The sequence below is a fragment of the Agarivorans sp. Toyoura001 genome (genome assembly GCF_005405585.1).
Taxonomy (GTDB): domain Bacteria; phylum Pseudomonadota; class Gammaproteobacteria; order Enterobacterales; family Celerinatantimonadaceae; genus Agarivorans.
In genome coordinates this window covers 170,873-189,957 of sequence record NZ_BJEQ01000003.1, presented here as the reverse complement: position 1 = coordinate 189,957, position 19,085 = coordinate 170,873, and the positions used below count along the sequence as shown (strand labels likewise).

16 protein-coding genes are annotated in these 19,085 nt (G+C 44.9%); 12 read left to right on the top strand and 4 right to left on the bottom strand.

The annotated features are described in order from the left end of the window. The first annotated feature begins 2 nt into the window (after positions 1-2). The 5 genes from FFR00_RS06120 (at position 3) to FFR00_RS06100 (ending at position 3,415) form a co-directional block, all read left to right on the top strand. Positions 3-869 (top strand): DMT family transporter, encoded by an 867-nt coding sequence (locus tag FFR00_RS06120; protein ID WP_174235931.1) that lies wholly within the window; start codon positions 3-5, stop codon positions 867-869. A 1-nt stretch (position 870) separates the two neighbouring features. Further along, complete coding sequence (locus tag FFR00_RS06115; protein WP_137672496.1) at positions 871-1,470, top strand: glutathione S-transferase N-terminal domain-containing protein; 600 nt, start codon at positions 871-873, stop codon at positions 1,468-1,470. Further along, a complete protein-coding gene (locus FFR00_RS06110) occupies positions 1,470-1,892 on the top strand; it encodes a DUF1801 domain-containing protein (protein WP_137672495.1) in 423 nt (140 codons plus the stop codon). Before FFR00_RS06115 ends, FFR00_RS06110 begins: the two co-directional genes overlap by 1 nt. 98 nt (positions 1,893-1,990) lie before the next feature. After that, positions 1,991-2,368, top strand: coding sequence for a hypothetical protein (locus tag FFR00_RS06105; RefSeq protein ID WP_235836170.1), 378 nt, complete (start codon positions 1,991-1,993; stop codon positions 2,366-2,368). Positions 2,369-2,389: 21 nt separating this feature from the next. After that, the gene (locus FFR00_RS06100) at positions 2,390-3,415 is read left to right on the top strand and encodes a Solitary outer membrane autotransporter beta-barrel domain (RefSeq protein ID WP_137672494.1); all 1,026 of its coding nucleotides are present in this window, start codon (positions 2,390-2,392) and stop codon (positions 3,413-3,415) included. A 40-nt stretch (positions 3,416-3,455) separates the two neighbouring features. Here the strand turns inward: FFR00_RS06100 and dbpA are convergent, their stop codons facing one another. The 4 genes from dbpA to FFR00_RS06080 form a co-directional block, all read right to left on the bottom strand. Beyond that, positions 3,456-4,844 (bottom strand): ATP-dependent RNA helicase DbpA, encoded by a 1,389-nt coding sequence (dbpA, locus tag FFR00_RS06095; protein ID WP_137672493.1) that lies wholly within the window; start codon positions 4,842-4,844, stop codon positions 3,456-3,458. Between the two features lie 218 nt (positions 4,845-5,062). Further along, a complete protein-coding gene (locus FFR00_RS06090) occupies positions 5,063-5,536 on the bottom strand; it encodes an NYN domain-containing protein (protein ID WP_137672614.1) in 474 nt (157 codons plus the stop codon). A gap of 394 nt (positions 5,537-5,930) precedes the next feature. Continuing rightward, positions 5,931-6,554, bottom strand: a complete 624-nt coding sequence (locus FFR00_RS06085; protein WP_137672492.1) for a hypothetical protein — start codon at positions 6,552-6,554, stop codon at positions 5,931-5,933. Positions 6,555-6,987: 433 nt separating this feature from the next. Further along, positions 6,988-9,045 carry a serine/threonine-protein kinase gene (locus FFR00_RS06080; protein ID WP_137672491.1) on the bottom strand — a complete coding sequence of 686 codons (2,058 nt, stop codon included), beginning with the start codon at positions 9,043-9,045 and terminating at the stop codon, positions 6,988-6,990. Between the two features lie 425 nt (positions 9,046-9,470). Here FFR00_RS06080 and tagH point away from each other — a divergent pair, with 425 nt between their 5' ends. From tagH to FFR00_RS06045, 7 genes are read left to right on the top strand one after another with little or no spacing between them, the layout of a single operon-like run. Further along, complete coding sequence (tagH, locus tag FFR00_RS06075) at positions 9,471-10,892, top strand: type VI secretion system-associated FHA domain protein TagH (RefSeq protein WP_137672490.1); 1,422 nt, start codon at positions 9,471-9,473, stop codon at positions 10,890-10,892. 2 nt (positions 10,893-10,894) lie between these two features. Continuing rightward, complete coding sequence (gene tssJ, locus FFR00_RS06070) at positions 10,895-11,359, top strand: type VI secretion system lipoprotein TssJ (RefSeq protein WP_137672489.1); 465 nt, start codon at positions 10,895-10,897, stop codon at positions 11,357-11,359. A 22-nt stretch (positions 11,360-11,381) separates the two neighbouring features. Next, positions 11,382-12,707, top strand: a complete 1,326-nt coding sequence (gene tssK, locus FFR00_RS06065) for a type VI secretion system baseplate subunit TssK (RefSeq protein WP_137672488.1) — start codon at positions 11,382-11,384, stop codon at positions 12,705-12,707. A 24-nt stretch (positions 12,708-12,731) separates the two neighbouring features. Continuing rightward, positions 12,732-14,036 carry a type VI secretion system protein TssL, long form gene (gene tssL / locus FFR00_RS06060; protein WP_137672487.1) on the top strand — a complete coding sequence of 435 codons (1,305 nt, stop codon included), beginning with the start codon at positions 12,732-12,734 and terminating at the stop codon, positions 14,034-14,036. A gap of 21 nt (positions 14,037-14,057) precedes the next feature. Next, positions 14,058-17,597 (top strand): type VI secretion system membrane subunit TssM, encoded by a 3,540-nt coding sequence (gene tssM, locus FFR00_RS06055; RefSeq protein WP_137672486.1) that lies wholly within the window; start codon positions 14,058-14,060, stop codon positions 17,595-17,597. Then, positions 17,579-18,265 (top strand): type VI secretion system-associated protein TagF, encoded by a 687-nt coding sequence (gene tagF / locus FFR00_RS06050; protein WP_137672485.1) that lies wholly within the window; start codon positions 17,579-17,581, stop codon positions 18,263-18,265. The genes tssM and tagF overlap by 19 nt, the downstream gene beginning before the upstream one ends. Beyond that, positions 18,259-19,083 (top strand): PP2C family serine/threonine-protein phosphatase, encoded by an 825-nt coding sequence (locus FFR00_RS06045; RefSeq protein WP_235836169.1) that lies wholly within the window; start codon positions 18,259-18,261, stop codon positions 19,081-19,083. The genes tagF and FFR00_RS06045 overlap by 7 nt, the downstream gene beginning before the upstream one ends. Positions 19,084-19,085 lie beyond the last annotated feature (2 nt).

Here is a 19,085-nt window from a genome sequence, read left to right as displayed (position 1 = left end):
CTATGCGCTCATACTTGACCACTCTTATTGCGCTGATTGCTTTTGCGGGTAATTCAGTACTGTGCCGCTTGGCTTTGGGGGACCAACAAATTGATGCTGCCAGCTTTACCGCGGTGCGTTTGTTGGCGGGTGCTATTACTTTGGTGCTGTTGTTGGTGATAAAACCTGCTTCTGGCGCAAAGCAAAGCAAGGGAAGTTGGTGGTCGGGCGTAATGCTGTTTAGTTATGCAGCTTGTTTTTCATTTGCCTATCTTTATTTGGATACTGGTATTGGCGCATTAATATTATTTGCGGCGGTGCAACTAAGCATGGTGGGTATTTCGATAGTTAAAGGTGTCCGATTATTTTGGGGCGAAGGCCTTGGTATTGCCTTCGCGTTTGCCGGTTTGGTCGTTTTATTAGCGCCAAGCGAACAGGCATCGGTATCATTGGTCGGCTTTGTTTTAATGCTAGTGGCAGGTTGTGCGTGGGGGGTGTATACCTTAAATGGGCGAGGTTCATTAAGCCCTAGCCGAGATACCTGTTTTAACTTTTGGCGCAGCTTACCATTTTTAGTGGTTTTACTACCTTGGATAGCGATGCAAGCTAACATGACTGTATATGGCGTGTTGCTAGCGTTGAGTTCGGGAGCTCTGGCTTCTGGATTGGGGTACTGGGTTTGGTATATCGCGTTGGGGAGTTTGTCGGCCAGCCAAGCGGCGGTGTTACAGTTATTGGTACCCTTAATTGCGGCGGCAGGCGGTTGGTTGTTTGCTAGCGAGCCACTTGGGTTAAACTTTATACTCTCGGCGGGTTTGGTATTAGGGGGGATTTTACTCACTATATACAGTCGTCAGAAAGGTTTAAAAGCCACGTTGCAGGGGAGCTGATATGGAGCAGAATTTAACCTTGATTGTTGGGCGTGATTCCACTTGGTCATTGCGTACCTATCTTTGTATGCAGTTAGCAGAACTGGAATTTTCGCTTACTGCTGTCCCTCTAGGCCAGGCGGGTTACCAACAACAGTTAGCTAGCTTATCTCCTAGCTTGCTGGTGCCAGTGCTAAGGTGTGAAGATATTGTCATTCATGATTCCTTAGCGATTATCGAGTTTGCTAACGAGCAAGCTAATGGCCAGCTCTTCCCCAATGAAGCGAGATTGCGTGCTCAAGCGCGTAGCTATATGGCGGAATTGCATGCGGGATTTTTGGCTATTCGCCAGTATTTGCCCTTTCAGTTTGAAAAAGGCTTACCACCGAGCCTAGCTCCTAAGATTGAGACTGAATTACAGCGCCTAAGTGCTATTTGGCAACAATTTGATGGTTGTTTCGCCTTTAACAAAGCAGGGGCGCTTGATGCTTACTATGCGGTAATGGCACAGCGTTTAACTAATTATGGGATCGAGTTTGAAGGAGCCGCTGGGCGTTATCAGCAGCACCTTGTTTCTTGGCCGCTGTTTCAGCGCGCATTAGTATCGGCAAAGGCTTGGTAATGATGCGGCAATTAAAGCCAGAGCTGCAGGCTGCTATCTCAGAGTATCCTGCTGCTATTCAGCAACAAGTGTTGTTATTAAGAGCAGAAATTTTAGCGGTGGCCGAAACAACTGAGGGCGTAGGTGAGCTACACGAAACCCTAAAGTGGGGCGAGCTAGCCTACCTCACCGAACAAACAAAGTCGGGCACTACCTTGCGAATAGCTTGGCAAGCTAAGCAGCCAGGCTACTTAGGCTTATACGTAAATTGTAAAACAAAGTTGGTTGAGGTGTATAAAACCTTGTTCCCAAATTTGTTTCGTTATCAGAAACAGCGCGCTATTTTACTGCCTACCAATCAAACCTGGCCTTTGGCTGAGCTAAGAATATGTATAGCTATAGCGCTGCGTTACCATCTGGATAAAGTTATATTAAATGACTAGGTGCTACTTTTAAGAGGTAGCACCTAGCTCTTTGGTAAATCTAACGATTAAATGGTACTTATACTTAACTAAAATAAATCCATTTTTAAGGAGACGTTTTGAACATACTCAAATTAACCATGATAATGGCAATATCTACCGCACTATTTGCTTGTGCAAGTCAGTCGCAACAGATGCAAGAACAAGGCTATCCGGTTGATTACGCCGATGGCTTTGAAGATGGCTGCCATAGCGGACATCAAGCTGGAGGAAGTTTGTTTGACCAGTTCAAAAAAGACATCAATCGTTTTGAGCAGCAAAAGCAATATGCGCAAGGGTGGTCTGATGGCTTTCGTCAGTGTGAATCTCAAGAAGAGGCCTTGCAGCGACAAACACGTATAGCTATTGAACAGCAAAAACTTGAGCAACAACGTCAAGATGATATTGCGCACCAAGCATTAAAAGATATAGATACCTCAGGTTTAAAAGGCTTGTAGATAAGAAGGGTATATTCAAGGATGAATCTATCATTAACTTCACGTTGTATCTTGGTTGTTTTGATATACTCATTGCTTAGGAACACTGCTAATGCTGCTTTGGCAGAGGGACATTTTGAAGGTGAGATCTTACCAATTATACAGCGAAATTTAGCGGGGACTTTTGCCGCCGATGCGGTGATTCATGATCGCGAAACGGTAACCATTGGCTTTGTTAATTTTGACCCATCGGGCTTTATTCCCATCGACGATGATAACCTTGGTGGCGATGATGCCAATCGTCTCAAAAATGAGTTGAAAACCATTACCATACCATTAACCTTGTCACTTCCTTGGCATGGCCATGCATGGGAGAGTTATGCCACAGGCCGTTTGGGTTATACCCAGCGATTTCACGATATCACGCTTTACGAAGAGTTAGACCCCACCCGAGATCATGAAAAACTTAAAGTATACTCAGCATTTTTAGCCGGCGGCTCCCATTGGGATGGCATAAAAAATTGGCGTTTTAGTGCTGAATTAGGCACAAGTATTCGGCGTTTAGAGCAAGAATATATTTACAACAATTCCATTAGCCAAATATTTCAACCTGTGTTTGATGGAGTACTTACCAATTTTTCGCTCAATGCTTGGATGTTACACCCTAGCTTAGCGATGCAATATCAAAAGCGCTGGAGTAAGCACAAACTTAAGTATCGCTCGCGCTTTTCTTACATGTATGGGGAGAGCTTTGGGTCTGAGATTGAGCCTCATAAAGTCAATATTGGTGCAAGTTCTTGGCGTAATACCCTGTATTACGCTCACCCTATTGGTCGCGCTTTAGATATCTCATTTGCTGGGCAGTTATCGGCTTCACGGGTTGATTTAACTGGCAATACTAACGAGGCTTTTCAAACACCACATTACTATGAATTTGGTTTTGATTTGTTAATGGGTACTGGTGCATATGGTGAGGGCTGGTTAGATAATGTAAGTATTGGTTTGCTATTTAATTATGGCAGCGTGCTAAAAGGTGGGAGTTTGGTCTTTAATTACAATACCTATTAGGTCCGCCAGTGATCACTGGCGGAGTGTTAGTTTGCTTAACTTAGCAAGTTAGGTGTCTAACTCTAAACGAGCGGCCTTTCATTTTTCCGTGCTCTAGCTTCTTACGTGCTTGCTTAAGTACTTCGCGCTCCACTGCTACATAAGCGCGGTTATCAAACAGGTTAATTTTGCCAACTTGTGCGCCGCTAATACCATTTTCGCCCGTTAACGCACCCAGAATATCGCCGGCTCTTACTTTTTGTTTCTTACCGCCGTCAATTTGCAGGGTAGCCATTAACGCACCTGCTGGCTTCTTGTTTAGTAAAGACATATCTGGAAGTTCTTCGTCTTCAATGGGGCGGCTTAAGTAGTCTTCCAGTAAGGCGACTTTGTAATGCTCTTTATCGCTAAAGAATGAAAAAGCCAAGCCTTTGCTGCCAGCACGCCCGGTACGACCAATGCGGTGCACATGCACTTCTACATCGCGTGCAATGTGGTAGTTAATCACAGCATCAAGCGAGTCAATATCTAAGCCTCGAGCTGCGACATCGGTTGCTACCAAAATGGCGGCACTGTTATTGGCAAACTGCACTAAGGTTTGGTCGCGATCACGCTGTTCTAAATCACCATGTAAGGCAACAGCGCTAAAGCCGAGTAGGCGTAATTCATCGGCAACTTCTTGCGCTTCGCGTTTGGTATTGCAAAATACCACACTAGATTTAGGGCGATGCTGTAATAACAGCAAGCGTAGCGCTAACATACGTTGCTCGTTGTCATCTACTTTATAAAAGTGCTGTGAAATAGACGAGTCATCGTGAGTGCTAGCCACTTCTATACGCACTGGTTCGCGCATTATATGCTGAGAAATACTCTCAATTTGAGCTGGGAAGGTGGCGCTAAACAATAAGGTTTGGCGATCACTCGGTGCTAATTCAATAATGGCATCAATGGCCGATTGAAAGCCCATTTCTAACATGCGATCTGCTTCATCAAGAATCAGGTTCTTAATGTTATCTAACTTCAGCGTGCCTTTGTTTAAATGTTCTTCTACACGACCGGGTGTGCCTACAACAATGTGGGCCCCATGTTCTAATGAACCAATTTGCGGGCCAAAAGGCATGCCTCCACATAGGGTTAGCACCTTAATGTTATGAATGCTACGCGCCAGCTTACGGATCTCTTTAGCCACTTGGTCGGCCAGTTCACGGGTTGGGCACAATACTAATGTTTGAATGCGAAAGCGTTTAACTTCCAAGGTATTAAGCAAACCTAAACCAAAAGCGGCGGTTTTACCTGAACCCGTTTTGCCTTGAGCGATAACATCTTTACCTGCCAGAATTTCTGGCAGACTTTGCGCTTGAATTGGCGTCATGGAGCTATAACCCAAAGTTTCCAGATTTGCTAATAAATCAGGGTGTAGGGCAAGAGTAGAAAAATCAGTTTGGCTCACAATGGCGTCCTCTTCGAGGGAAAAATAAAGGTATAACCGCAGCAGCAATTGCTTTCGGGGGCGCGATGATAGCTGAAAACACGGCACAATTGTGTAAAAAATAGCAAGTTTTTCACTTTACTGAGCTTGTCTTGTAAAAATATATGTCACTTGAGGTGTTTTAGAAGGGCCGAACAGCAAAACTAGGCGGCATTTTGCTGGGGGCTAATGTAGGTAGTTTATTGTAATAAAGGCTGCTCTATTGCTTGAAAAACACTGGCCGAGTTAACTAAGGCATGGGCGGTAAGGCTAGGTACCCCATAGACCAAAGCCTCAACCGAATACTCCTGAGTGATTTTATCCAGCAAAATGGCAAAGTCACCATCGCCAGAGAGCAAGACTACCATGTCTACGTCGCGTGCCGCTTCTAATACGTCGATGGTAATGCCAACATCCCAGTCGCCCTTAGCTGAGCCGTCGCTGCGTTGAATAAAGGGCTTAAGTTTTACTTTGAAACCAATGTGTTTAAGTGCGTCTTGAAATTTTAGCTGCTGGTTATCACCGCGATCAATTGCGTAAGCATAAGCTGCAACAATGTCGCCTTGCTCTTTTAATTGCTGCCAAAGTTTGCGGTAATTAAACTGTTTAGCGTAGGCCTCGCGGCAGGTGTAATAGATGTTTTGAACATCGGCGAATACGGCTATTTTTTTCACTAGGCGCTCTCTAAGCTGGTGGCTATGAAATGACTGGCGGCTATTTGATGTATTAAACATTATTACATGCTGGTTATGAAAAGCCCCGCTCTAGCTTATGTTTATAAGTAAAAACGGGGGCTAGCTTAAACATTAAGCAATATAAATACTGCTTATGTAGCAGTAATTACCATTTTTCTTAGGGTGTTTTTGAAGACAAATTCGTCATTGGCATTTTAGCAGGGGCAAAATACTCATCATGGATGAGCAAGACTGTATTCCGCTTAAAATTGGCAGTCATTGCTAAGAATACTGCTACTTGGGGGGCTTATTGAAGAGCCGAGAGTAGGACTTTGTGGAATTAAAACCGGCTAGCTTTGCGCTAGCCGTGAGTGACTAATGGCGTAATGTGTTGCTATTTTCTGCTGATAGAAAAGGCATCTACGCGTACTTCCAGCTCTTTATCTAAGCTAGGTGTCGTGCTGGTGTCTACTTCTAAAAGGCTAAATATTTCCACTTGGTTATTATCGCCAGTATTGAAGTCGATACTGACTTGGCGGAAACACTTCTTGTTTTCTCCTTGTGGCGCGTCGGCTAGATCACGCACGTGCGCGCGAGTTTCGGCTAGCATATTGCCAGTGAGCGATGCATCGCCAACTTCTCGAACACCAAAATATAATTGCGTTGGTGAGCTATTACCTTTTTTATCGCAATAGAATAGAGAGAACACCATGTCTGTATTGGCTGGTAAATCACGCACCAGCTGACTTAAACCAGGCATTGCTGAAAAATTATGGTTACTGACATCGCGCTTAAAGCGAAAACGAGATGAACCTTCTCCTTCAAAAGCGCTATCTTTTGAGCTGCCCACATCGCCTAAACCGTTACTTGAATCTTCGTGGCTTAGCCATACTGCACTTTTACCTTTGTCGGCGCGGTAGTTGGTGAGCTGCGGATCTTGAACATAAGCGTGAGCGGATAGGACAATACAAGTGCCCAGAATGCCAGCACCAAGAGCGATTGTTTTTTGTAAGCGCATAGGTAATCCTTTTGAGTCGTCGATAAATCCCGTTATATTTGTATTATTATATAATTTAAGAAGGGTTTGCTGTGAACCTACTCGCGTTTTTGTAGATTGTTTAAACAGCCTGGATTGAAGGCATTTTTGGGTGGCAGAGGTTTAGTTCTTGGCGAGTGTTGGTTTAGCCATTTTACTTAAGGCTTATTGGCAATAACGAGGCTGGCTTTCGAGTAAACAGGATTACAGGCGCAGTTCTTTGAAAATGGCTAAGCAGTGGAGGAATGACATTATCAGTTTATTGAGTTTCCGACGGTTGAGCACCGAATATACCTGTAGAGCGTAGCCAGTGAGCTTTTAGTTAAAGCAGGTAGACCGATGACTCGGCCTACCTGCTTTGAATCACTCTAAACTGTCATTACCTAAGGGTAATTATAAGTGCAGGCGAAGCCGTTTAAGCGTTATCGGCAACGCGAGCATCTTGCACTTTGGTCATTAAATCTTGCGCTTTTTTCATTACGGCACTGGCTTCTTTAGTGCGGCGTTTTTTCAATAAGTAATCTGAAAAACGTAGATACTTGTTAGCCATGGATTGGCGTGTTTCGACTAGGTGTGAGAAGTCGTTAGGCAACTCTTTGGCCATTACATCTACTTCTCGCGCCATTTTATCTAGCGTTTTCACACGGGTTAAACCATCGATGCGTTCTTGCATTTGTGCGAAGTGATTTTGGTAAAACACTTCAGCGGCTTGATAAGGAAAATCAGCTTCTTGTTCATTGGCTATGGCTTGCTTGTACTCTGCCATGGCACTAATTGATGACTTCAACTCTGCTGCACGAGCAATGCGCGCTTGCTGTTGTTCGCTATTGGCAAAAAAGGTCTCACCCGCTGAGATCATATCGGCAAGAGCAACTACATCTAAGTCGTCTGCGGCTTTGTCGAAAAGCTGAGTGAACATTTTTTCTGATTTTTCATTGGGCGCAAACTGATAGTCAGTTCTTACTTGCAACAAATCTTGATAGATAAGGTAAATATCGTCGCCATCTTCGCTATGCTGGTATCTACCTTGCTCTAGGTTAGTGTCTAAACGTTGGCTCAATGCTTCAACGGTTCCCATCCAGCCTTGGTTTACGTCTTCAGCGATTAAAGCCAAGCTATAGGAATCAGGATAAATTCGATTCACTTCTTGAAGTAAAGACTGAATCGCGTAGTAATCGGGGTAAGCACTGTCTCGATTATTTAACAAATCGTCGATTTGTTTCTCATAATAATCAATCACTAAACGTTGCTTATCACGAAGCATCGCTTGTTTAGGCACATGTTGCTTTACAGGAATAGTGCTGAGAATAGGCAAAAATTGCTGAGGTGTTAAGGCCACCAATTCTTGGTTAGCCAGCTCTACTCGCTGCAAGGTTTCTAGGGCTTGTTGGCTTTGGTTAAATTGCAGCTCGGTTTGTTGGTAGCCATAAGCTACAGAGCCAATTAATGCTATGCCACAGGCAACTGCAAAAGTAGGCTTAAAGTAACTATTGGTTAGGCCTTTTTCCAGCTTGGAAAGATCTGTTGTGCGTTGATTTAACTCGAACTTTAAGCCTTTTTTTAAACTAGCCCAACGAATTAAAGGAGCATGTTTAGGTTTAGCTGGAATAATCTTTTCTTTCGCTGCCTGGTTTGCTGTTTTGCGATTAAATGGGTGCTTGCTAGATAGCAACTCGTAAGCGATACAGCTAAAGGCAAATACATCGTCGGCGATGCTCGGCGCAGCGCCATCCAGCAACTCTGGTGAAGCATAAGTCGGTGTAAAGCCACTCACAGGTGATGTTTCTTCAGGCTTGTCTGCAGCATACTGATCGGCATTTAAGTTAAGTGCGCGTGATACACCAAAATCAAAGATTTTGATGGTGCCATCTCGCGATAGCATGATGTTGCCTGGTTTCAAGTCGGCGTGTACTACGCCATTTTCGTGGGCATAACTGAGTGCAGAAGTCAGCTGCTGAAGTAGAGCCAAGCTGCTTTTATAAGACAAACCATTAGGTCGATGACTCTTTATCACTTCATCTAAGGTTTGCCCATCTAACCACTCCATTACCAAGTAGTAGTCTTCTTGGTCTACGCCAAAGTCGTACACGCGAATGATATTAGGATGGCTTAAACGCTGCGTTTTCCGAGCTTCTCGAATCAAAATACGTGCAGCATCTGGCTGATCATGAAATTCTTTTTGTAACAGCTTAATCGCCACATAAGGCTGGCTATCACCAGCGGCTTCTAGCAATAAGTCTTTGGCGCGGTACACATCGCACATTCCACCGTGGCCAACCAAACCTTCAATTTGATAGCGCTTTTTGATGACGCGATTGAGCATTTGATCGTTAGGAGTGTGCGCTTTGCTTTTTTTCGGGGTTACCGTTTCTGTATTACTTACTACGGTTTTGTCATTAGAACCTGAAGAATTAGCTGCTTGTTCAGCTTTTTTTTTCGGTGTGGCGGTTTGGTCTTTATTAACGTCATCCATGGAAACTACCCTATCAGGCTAAAACACATTCTATCATTAATGTGTGACAAATATATTAATAGTAAGAATACTATTTTCGGTTTTTCTAGTCTTTAATTTCTAGAATTAAAGTCTCTTTAATAGAAGAAAATTATTGTGAAATCCGTTCGCTTTACTTTTTTGACTGTTTTTTAGTCACTGCTTTACATGGTTTTTAGCTTTTAGCCCAGTAAAACAAAGGTTCGGATGCTAACAATAATATCGTCAAAAATCAAAGGTAGGGAAAAATAATTTTATTATTAAAATTATTTATTTTGATATTGATTGGTTTATTTATTAAGTGTAATAATACCGCTTCTTTTTCTGGTGATATATAAATCATTAGTATCTTTAGGGTGATGGGTTCAGCCTGAGGTAAAAAAGTACTTCTAAGGGACGGGAAGAAAATGAATTTGTGTTTGTCTGTGATGAGTTATCACAGGTTTACCTCTGGCGTGGAAGAAAAGAAATTTCTTTCTACTGATTCAGGGGAGTCTGTAATTACTATTGGCCGAGCTAGCCAATGCTCATGGTGTCTGCTAGACCCCGAGCGTGTTATCTCAAGTCGCCATGCTCGAATTGAATCGAATAATGGTCAGTTTTGGCTTTACGATACGTCTACCAATGGCGTATTTGTAAACCGCTCGGTTGAGCCATTAGCTAAAGATACGCCTTATCAGTTAAACGATGGTGATGTGTTAGCTATTGGTGACTACGAGATTGAAGTGGCTATCTCCGCACAGGTTCAGCCTGCTAGTGTTGCGGCTCCTGCAGCGCTTAGCTCTGCACCCATTCAACCGGTGGCAGAAGACTTTGGTGTATTGGCTGAACCAGAGCCTGTAGCAGTTGCGGCAACCAGCTTAGATTCTAGGTTAAATGCCAATCTAGATGATGCGTTTGCACTGCCAAAAACCTTAACCGATGACGAGCAATCTAGTATTCCAGAAGATTGGAATGCCCTATTCTCTAGCCCTGCTACGGTGTCTCAACCGGCGCCCCAAAACAGTCAGCCTGCAGAACAACCAGCGCCTACAGCAGCGGTAGTGAGTGATCCTGCACCGTCCCCAGCAGTACCTCATGTTCCTGTTGCTCAAGAACCCGTTGCGCCTCGAGTTGATGAAGGGCTTGCCTACGCAACCCCGCAAAATACTGCTCAGTATTCAAATCACGTGGCGCCAGCAGTTAGTGCGCCAACTCAGCAAAATCAGGCTAAACCAACGGCAACAGTTGCTGATGAACACGCCCATCTCACTGCTTTTTTAGAAGGCATGGGAATATCTGCTGAGCTTGTATCTCAAGATAATCCGGTACGCTGGTGGCACCAACTAGGCGTGATTACTCGCGACTCTTTGGATGGCATCATGAATACCTTGCATAACCGTGCTGCCTTTAAAGAAAACAGTCGAATCAATCAAACGACTTTCAGAAGGAATGAAAACAACCCGCTTAAGTTTTCTACTAATGCCGAAGATGCCATTCATAACTTATTACAACGCAAAACTGCTGGTTTTCTGCCTCCAGAGCGAGCGGTTAAAGAAGCGTTTATCGATTTAGAGCGCCATGAATACGCCCTGTTATCGGGGATTGAAGGTGCGGTTGCTGGAGTGATGCAGCTGCTCGACCCTAAATCGATAGAATCCAAAGATCAACACGCTAAAGGAATTGCCAAGGTGTATTCGGCAATTGAAAAGCATAAGAGTTGGAACCGTTACTGTTCAATTTACAGTGATTTGGAAAATGAGTTTAGCCGAAACAGCAACGCTTTCTACATGGAAGACTTTGCCAAGGCTTATGAATCAAGCTTAAAAAGCATAGAGCAAAAGGGATAACGATGAGCAACATAGGGAAGTTAGTACTTAGTGTATTACTAAGTGTTTCAATGTTTGGCTGTACCGTAGCCAATTACGTAGTAGAACCATATTCAAAACTACAGTTTCATGTCGACGAAGGGGTTAATCCAGACATTACTGGGCGTGCTTCTCCGGTCGTAGTGAAAGTCTTTGAATTATCGTCTCGCACCTTATTCGACAGCCAAGATTTCTTCGCTTTGTACGACGATGCATCGCAAGTGCTTGGTCCTGACCTAATCAATCGCACCGAGTTCGAATTTGAACCAGGTAGCCAGTTTGAATACAAACTGTCGCTATCTCCGGGTGTTCGTTATGCCGGTGTATTAGTTGCTTATCGAGATATCGACACCGCCAGCTGGCGTGAAGTAGTAACTATTGACCCTACCAACTACAAAACCTTCGATGTTCATGTTGGTGAACTCGCCGTATTTGTTGGCAATCCATAAAGCAGTATCACGGGATTAAAACATGAGTGACTTTTGTCGTGTCGCCTGGAGCGAGGGGATGTTTTTGCGTCCGCAACACTTTCAGCAGCAAGAACGCAGTTTGAATTTTCAGTTGCAGCAAAATCTATTACAGCAATCGAGTTATTACTGGGGTGTGAGCGAACTCAATTTTGACCGTGCTCTATTAAGTAATGGCAAGTTTGGTTTATCTACTCTTAAGGCTTGTTTACAAGACGGCGCGGCAATTATTAGCCCTACTCGAGACCCTATTCCAGAGCCTCTTTCTTTAGATAGCAGCATAAGAGACCAATTGGTGTTTATTGCTCTTCCTACTGAAAAGTCGAACGGTTTGAACGTATCAGCCCAAGGGCGCAGTGTTACTCGCTATCGCTTTGTTGATCACGAGGTGGTTGATACCAACATTGGTAATGACGCAGTTGAAGTATTGCAATTAGCCCAAGCGGGTTTTGAACTGAAGCTGGAAAGTGACAACTTATCGGGTTACGACACATTGGCGATAGCCAAAATCATCGAAGTGTCGGAAGAAGGTCAAGTTAGCCTCGACGAAAAGTTTATTCCCGCGTCATTAAACGCTCAGGCTAACCCGGTACTAAAACAACAGTTAACAGAAGTTCATGGTATGTTGCGCCAACGCGCCGAAGCCTTGGCTGCTCGTATTGGCGCTGGCCAAGGCAGTGCCAGTTCAATCGCAGATTTTTTAATGCTGCAATTGCTCAACCGTTACGACGCGGTACTTGCACACATATTGGCGACCAACGGTTTGCATCCGGAGCGCTTATATCAAGAGCTAGCAGGTCTTGCTGGTGAGTTGGCGACGTTCTCTAGTAAAGAAAAACGCGCCCCGCAATTGCCTGGTTACCAACATGATGAGCTGACCCGCGTATTCGGTGACGTGATGGTGGTATTGAACCAATTCATGAGCATGGTGCTAGAACAAACAGCGGTACAAATTGCCTTAGATGAAACCAACTACGGGATCCGTATTGCGCAGGTACAAGATAAAGGCTTGCTAGAGCGAGCTGAGTTTGTACTCGCGGTTAACGCCAACATTAGCCCAGACGAGTTGCGTAAACGCTTCCCATCACAGGTGAAAATTGGCCCTGTTGAGCACATTCGTGACTTGGTTAATAACCAGCTCCCCGGCATTTCTGCGATTGGTTTGCCCGTAGCGCCGCGCCAAATCCCATACCACGCTGGTTTTCACTATTTCAAATTGGATAAAAGCAACGATTACTGGTCGCGCCTTAGTGCCAGTGGTGGTGTCGCCATCCACCTTTCGGGGAATTACCCCGAGCTTGAAATGCAAATTTGGGCGATTAGCCAGTAATCAACGTTCCAAGGATGAATATAGATGTCTGAAGCTACAGTGATGAAGCCTCGACCAGGAAGCCGAGGCGGTAATAAGCCAGTGAGCGACCTTGGTAAAATTGCCGCAAATGCTGCTGAAGCAGAGTGTACCGTGGTTATCACCCCCTCTAAAAATAAAGAGCGAGGTGTACAACTACCAAAGTTTGGTGATAACCCTCTGATTGACGAGGCCAGCGCGCTATTGTCAATGGTAGGCCAGATTCGCTGCACTTCTAAACATGGCGATATCGCGTCATTACGCCAAGTATGTATCGACAAGATTCGTGATTATGAAGCTAACCTTAGGCATCAACAAATAAGCCCCGAGATTATCGATGCTGCCCGTTATTGTGTGTGCTGTTTCATTGATGAAACCGTACTAAATACCAACTGGGGCGGCCAATCTGTTTGGGCGAGTGACAGCTTATTATCTACTTTTCATTCGCAAACCTCAGGTGGCGAGCATTTCTTCACCTTGTTAGATGAAAACCTGATTTCTCCGCACGCTAAAACCCAATTGTTAGAGCTGCAGTATCTCAGTTTGTCGCTAGGTTTTGTTGGCAAAATGCGTTTAGAAGAACGCGGCCAAGAGAAGCTAGAAGAGTACCGCCAGCAAGCATTTGACCGTTTGCAGTCTATCCATGGCGAAGCCGATATTGATTTGTCTCCACAGAGCCAAGCGAGTGTGAGTATTGGTAATGAAGCCAACGGTGGTTTACCGCTGTGGGTGATAGCGGCAATTTTTGGTGTGGTGTTGTTATCAATTTATATGAGCTGCAGCTATTTCATTAATAGCTATTCAAATCAGGTGTTTAACCAAATTAATACCCTAGCTCGCTGGGAAAGCACGTCAACAACAACCGTTGCGGTAGACGACCAACAAATTGTTATGCTGCAGCAACGCCTGCAAACAGAGGTGGATCGCCAATTACTCGAAATTGCTCCATTGAGTGATCGTGTTCGAATCACTATTAATTCTAGCGAGTTATTTAGTGCAGGCAGCGCCGAAGTTAAATCGTCAATTGTGCCAGTACTGCAAAAACTGTCTCGGGCCTTAGAGTCCACGACCGGGCGAGTACTTATTACCGGCCACACCGACAACCAACCTATTTTTACTAGCCGCTATCCCTCTAACTGGCACTTGTCATTGGCGCGCGCGACTTCAGTCGCCAACACCATGTCGATAGGTACCTTGTTACAAGGCAGGTTATGGCCAGAAGGCCGAGGAGATTCTGACCCACGTGCTAGCAATAACACTGAATCGGAACGTGCTTTGAATCGTCGTGTAGAGATTGATTTGCTTTACTAAGCAAGGCTAAAGGATTGAAAAATGTTTAACAGTTTGTTTTTTCAACGCTTAATTCAAATGTTGAAGTCTAAATGGGCAATTACCTTACTAGGGTTTCTTGCCGTAGCCTTTCTCATCTGGTTTGGTGGCCCGTTAATCGCGATTGCTGGTTCAGAGCCTTTAGGTAGTGCTGCTGCGCGTTGGTTCACTATTATTACCTTGGCCTTAATCTGTATTATTTATCAGTTTTGGCAGCACATACAAAGCACTAAGCAAAACCAACAAGCGGTTCAGTCTTTACTCGATGGCGAAGACGAGCATGGTGATGATGAAGAAAGCCGCCGTGAAGTAGAAACTTTGCGTGAGCGAGTGGTAACGGCTTTAGATGTATTAAAAAATTCGAGTTTAGCCAAAGGCCAAGGCGTTTATCAATTGCCTTGGTACATCATGATTGGCCCTCCTGGTACCGGTAAAACCACCGCCCTACAAAATTCAGGCTTAGAGTTTCCGCTTAAAGACAAGCTAGGTGACGATCCCTTAGCTGGGGTAGGTGGTACTCGCCATTGTGATTGGTGGTTCACCAACAAAGCAGTATTGATTGATACCGCGGGGCGCTACACCACGCAAGACAGTAACAGTGCTAAAGATTCCCGTGCTTGGTTGGGCTTTTTAGGACTACTTAAAAAATATCGTACTAAGCGGCCGATTAACGGTGCTATTGTTACAGTAAGTTTGGCGAGCCTGTTACAACAAACTCGCACCGAGCGTAACTTGCATGCGCGCGCTATTAAACAGCGTATTCAAGAGCTTAAAAATCAGTTAGGCATGCAGTTCCCGGTTTACGTGGTACTAACTAAGGCTGACTTAATTGCTGGTTTTAGCGAATTCTTTGCTGACTTAAACGCCAATGAGCGAGAGCAAATTTGGGGTATTACGTTCCCACTTATTGCTGAAAACCAAGATACCGGTGTAGTGGGTTTGTTCAACCGTGAATTCCACGGCTTACTTAAGCGTATTCAAACCCGCTTAAATGTTCGCCTGCAGCAAGAGCGCGACATTGATAAACGTACCTTGATGTACGAATTTCCTAAGCAAATGCATTTATTGCAATCAAGCATCGATGATTTCTTAAAAGAGATTTTCTCACCAAATGCCTTTGAAGAAGCGCCAATGCTGCGTGGTTTATACATTGCCAGTGCCACCCAAGAAGGTAAGCCGATTGACCGAGTGATGGCTGAAACGTCTAATGGCTTGGGCTTAGGCCAAGTGCCTTTGAAGCAACAGGGTGGTGAGACCAAAGGTTACTTTATTAAACGCCTTCTTGAAGACGTGATTTTCCCAGAGAAGTTTGTTGGTTCGGTTAATCGCCATCACCAGAAACATTCAATGTGGACCCGTCGCATTGTGGCGGGCGGTTGTGCTTTTACTCTGCTGACTTGTAGCGTTCTTTGGTACAACAGTTATAGCTGGAACAAACAATTAGTAGATCACAGTGAAACAGCTGTTAGCCAATACAAAGACATTGTAAAACCCGGCCTAAGTACTGATACCGACGTGATTACCTTGGTACAAGCGCTTAATGCTTTACGCGATTTACCGGCAGGTTTTAGTGAAAAACTCATCGATCAAGACGTTCACCGCATGGGCTTATACCAAGGTGAAAAAATTGGTCAGCCTGCGCAAATGGCTTATCAACGTGCCTTGCAAGGTTTCTTTGCTTCTTACTTAACCGATGCCTTAACCACCGAGTTGGCCGAAAATGAGGAATACCTCGAGTATTTATACGAATCACTTAAAACTTATTTGATGATTTACGATGCCGAACATCGTGAAATTGAGCAAATCTATAGCTGGTTTGAAATCTACTACGAGCGTCACTTGCCTGGTGAAATTAACACTGGGCTTCGCCAAGACTTAATGGCTCATACCCGCAACTTGTTTGCTGATGGCGTGAACATTATTCCGGTAAATCAAAACGCAATTGCCCAAGCGCGTAGCGTATTAACGCGTATGCCTTTGGCCGAGCGGGCTTATCAACGATTACGCATTGAGTTTTTGTCTAGCCACGTAGCCGACTTTAGATTGAGTGACGTATTTGGTCGCCAAGGTCGCCAAGTATTTATTCGTAACAGTGGCGAGCCCCTGCACGAAGGTATTCCTGGCTTATACACCTACAGTGGCTTCCACGGCTTATTCCGCATTGAAAACAACCGCATCGTTAAACGCCTAATGGAAGACAGTTGGGTATACGGCGATAGCTTGTCGATTGATGAAGCGACTCGCGATGAAGTCGTTAAAGCGGTGAGTGAACGTTACTTCCGGGATTATGTTTATGTTTGGGAACAATTGTTAGATGACGTTCAGTTGCGCCCATACTCGTCGGCTAAAGAAGGCGCAGAACTGGCCAAAAACTTAACTGGCTCAGAGCGTCCTTTGCAAAGCTTCATTATGGCAGTACAAAAAGAGCTTCGCTTAACCGATATCGCAGTGAGCGATAACGCAAAAATGGCTGGTGAAGTTGCCGGAAACGTTACTGACGTAGCCTTAAAGAGTCAAAAGGCACGCTTAAATCGTTTCTTACCTAACGATATGTCTAAGGCCAAAATTTCGTTGCCTGGCTCTGAAGTAGAAGCCGAATTTGAAGACTTGTTGAGCATTAATGAAGCTGATCTGGAAGGCATGCACGTTTCGATGCTACAGCTACGTGATTACTTAGACGTACTGTCAGAATCAAATAACAAGCGCGCTTATACCAGCTTAATGGATGACAACAGCCAGTCGGCGGTGACTAGTGCACTGCGTCGTTCGCGTAAAGACTTACCCGCGCCGTTCTCGAATATGATGGGTGAGCTATCTAGCCAAACTTCATCACTGGCTAAACGTGGTGCGCAAGTGCATGTAAACGCAATTTGGAAGGACAGTGTTTACAAAGAATACCGCGCAGCGATTCGTGGCAAATACCCATTTAATAGTAAAGCGGGTGAAGAGGTTCGTCTAAAAGACTTTGGTCGCTTCTTTGGCTACGGCGGCACCATGGATACCTTCTTTGAGCGCTACTTAAAATCATCGGTTGATACCAGTAAACGTAATTGGAAACTGGAGCGTTCGGTAGGCATAGACCCTGCGTCACTAAAAGTATTCCAACAAGCACGCCGTATTCGCGACGTATTTTTTGAGCCTGGCTCGCAAACACCAAGGGTTGAGTTTGGCTTGAAGCCACTTTACTTAGATGGCCACATTAATAACTTCCGGGTTGAGTTAGGCGAGCAAGAATTGGTGTATCGCCATGGCCCGCAGCGAACCTCGCACTTTATTTGGCCAACTGACTCAAGCCGTAGTACTCGCTTAGCCTTTGTACCACCTAAATCTGGCCACTCTATTTCTGAAACTTACCCAGGTCATTGGGGCTTGTTCAGAATGCTAGATGGTTTAGCTATGCAGCGTCCAGAAAGCCGTAAAGACAACGTTTTAGACATTGAATTTAAAGGTAATAAAGTGCAATTAGAGTTGATACCAACTACTGCGATGCACCCATTCTGGTCTAGAGATTTAGCGAGGTTCTCATGCCCAGTAACGCTATAAACGGATTTGGTTACTTTGGTAAGGTCCCGGCTCGCGGGGACTTTATTCAGAGTCATCTACCTAGCGATTTTGTCGCTGGCTGGAGCGAGTGGCTACAAGCTGTTATCGCAGTGAGCCGAGAGCAGTTAGGTGAACAATGGTTAGACCGTTACCTCACCAGCCCGATTTGGCATTTTGCTCTATCGCCAGGTGTATGTGGCGAGTCGGCCATGGCTGGCACGTTGATGCCAAGCGTAGATCAAGTGGGCCGGCATTTTTACTTCACCATGGCTAAACCTATTAGTCAGCCGCCAGTGAACGCTTGGCAGCAACGTGAGTGGAGTGAACTAAGTGAACAAAAAGTACTGAAGCTATTAGACGATGATACTGACGTAGTTCGCTGGGCAGAAAGTGTGGCAGACGTTGATTGGTTAGATGCTATCAAACCCGCTAATCGTTTAGTTAATCATGCTAAGCAAAGCCAGCAGTTAGTGTTGGAGAGCGAGCAGTTTATTAACCCCGAGCACCTATTACATCAGCAATTACGCAAGCGCTTAGAGCGTTACTGCATATGGTGGACAGCCGGTTCAGAGTTTGTTCCAGAATGTAGTTTGGTGACCGAAAGCTTACCTCTTGTCAGTCAATTTTCAGCCATGTTAGATGGCCAATGGGAGCAATGGGGATGGTAGCTAGTTCAAGCTTAATGGATGGCTTTTTTGTGAGTTTTGCCCAAACCCATCCGGGCAAGGTAAGACCTTATAACGAAGATGCTGTGCTGGACATGCGAGAAGAAGGTGTTTGGGTCGTCGCCGACGGTATGGGCGGTCATGCAGCAGGTGATGTTGCCAGCCAAATGGTGATTGATGCGGTGAAGCAGTGCGTAGAGCAAACCCCTGCGGCGAGCTTAAGCATTGACTGCTTACGCAAAGCATTTCTACAAGCCAACCAACAAATTATAAATTATTCGCAGCAAAACTTAGATGGAAAAACCGCTGGTAGCACTGCCGTGTTACTGCATGTACGCGATGGTTTTTATCACTGCTTATGGGTGGGCGATAGCCGTATTTACCTCATGCGTCACAACCATTTACAGCGTAAAACCCGTGACCATAGCCAAGTGATGGACATGGTAGAGCAAGGCTTAATTGCCGAATCAGAAGCGGAAGACCATCCCCTGTCTAACGTGATTACCCGCGCCATTGGTGTGAGTGATGAACTGACTGTTGACCAAAACTCAGGGCAGTTGCTACCGGGTGACCAGTTTTTATTGTGTTCCGACGGACTGACTAAAGAGCTGAACGATAGCGATTTAGCAATGTGCATGCAGGCAAAAAGTGTCTCTGATATTGGTTTAGCGCTGATGCATTCAGCTTTAGTGAAAGGCGCTAGCGATAACGTGACCTGTGTATTGGTAAAAGTAAGCCAAAGTGACGCAGATACCGAAGACGAACACTGTGACGACACGGTGCCGGTATTTTTTAATCGTCGCACAGCGGTAAGGACTTAACA

Excerpts from the sequence above, each read along its gene's own strand:
- FFR00_RS06120 (WP_174235931.1), top strand. The coding sequence starts at position 3 with ATGCGCTCATACTTGACCACTCTTATTGCGCTGATTGCTTTTGCGGGT.
- FFR00_RS06115 (WP_137672496.1), top strand. The coding sequence starts at position 871 with ATGGAGCAGAATTTAACCTTGATTGTTGGGCGTGATTCCACTTGGTCA.
- FFR00_RS06110 (WP_137672495.1), top strand. The coding sequence starts at position 1,470 with ATGATGCGGCAATTAAAGCCAGAGCTGCAGGCTGCTATCTCAGAGTAT.
- FFR00_RS06100 (WP_137672494.1), top strand. The coding sequence starts at position 2,390 with ATGAATCTATCATTAACTTCACGTTGTATCTTGGTTGTTTTGATATAC.
- FFR00_RS06085 (WP_137672492.1), bottom strand. The coding sequence starts at position 6,554 with ATGCGCTTACAAAAAACAATCGCTCTTGGTGCTGGCATTCTGGGCACT.
- FFR00_RS06080 (WP_137672491.1), bottom strand. The coding sequence starts at position 9,045 with ATGGATGACGTTAATAAAGACCAAACCGCCACACCGAAAAAAAAAGCT.
- tagH (WP_137672490.1), top strand. The coding sequence starts at position 9,471 with ATGAATTTGTGTTTGTCTGTGATGAGTTATCACAGGTTTACCTCTGGC.
- tssJ (WP_137672489.1), top strand. The coding sequence starts at position 10,895 with ATGAGCAACATAGGGAAGTTAGTACTTAGTGTATTACTAAGTGTTTCA.
- tssK (WP_137672488.1), top strand. The coding sequence starts at position 11,382 with ATGAGTGACTTTTGTCGTGTCGCCTGGAGCGAGGGGATGTTTTTGCGT.
- tssL (WP_137672487.1), top strand. The coding sequence starts at position 12,732 with ATGTCTGAAGCTACAGTGATGAAGCCTCGACCAGGAAGCCGAGGCGGT.
- tssM (WP_137672486.1), top strand. The coding sequence starts at position 14,058 with ATGTTTAACAGTTTGTTTTTTCAACGCTTAATTCAAATGTTGAAGTCT.
- tagF (WP_137672485.1), top strand. The coding sequence starts at position 17,579 with ATGCCCAGTAACGCTATAAACGGATTTGGTTACTTTGGTAAGGTCCCG.
- FFR00_RS06045 (WP_235836169.1), top strand. The coding sequence starts at position 18,259 with ATGGTAGCTAGTTCAAGCTTAATGGATGGCTTTTTTGTGAGTTTTGCC.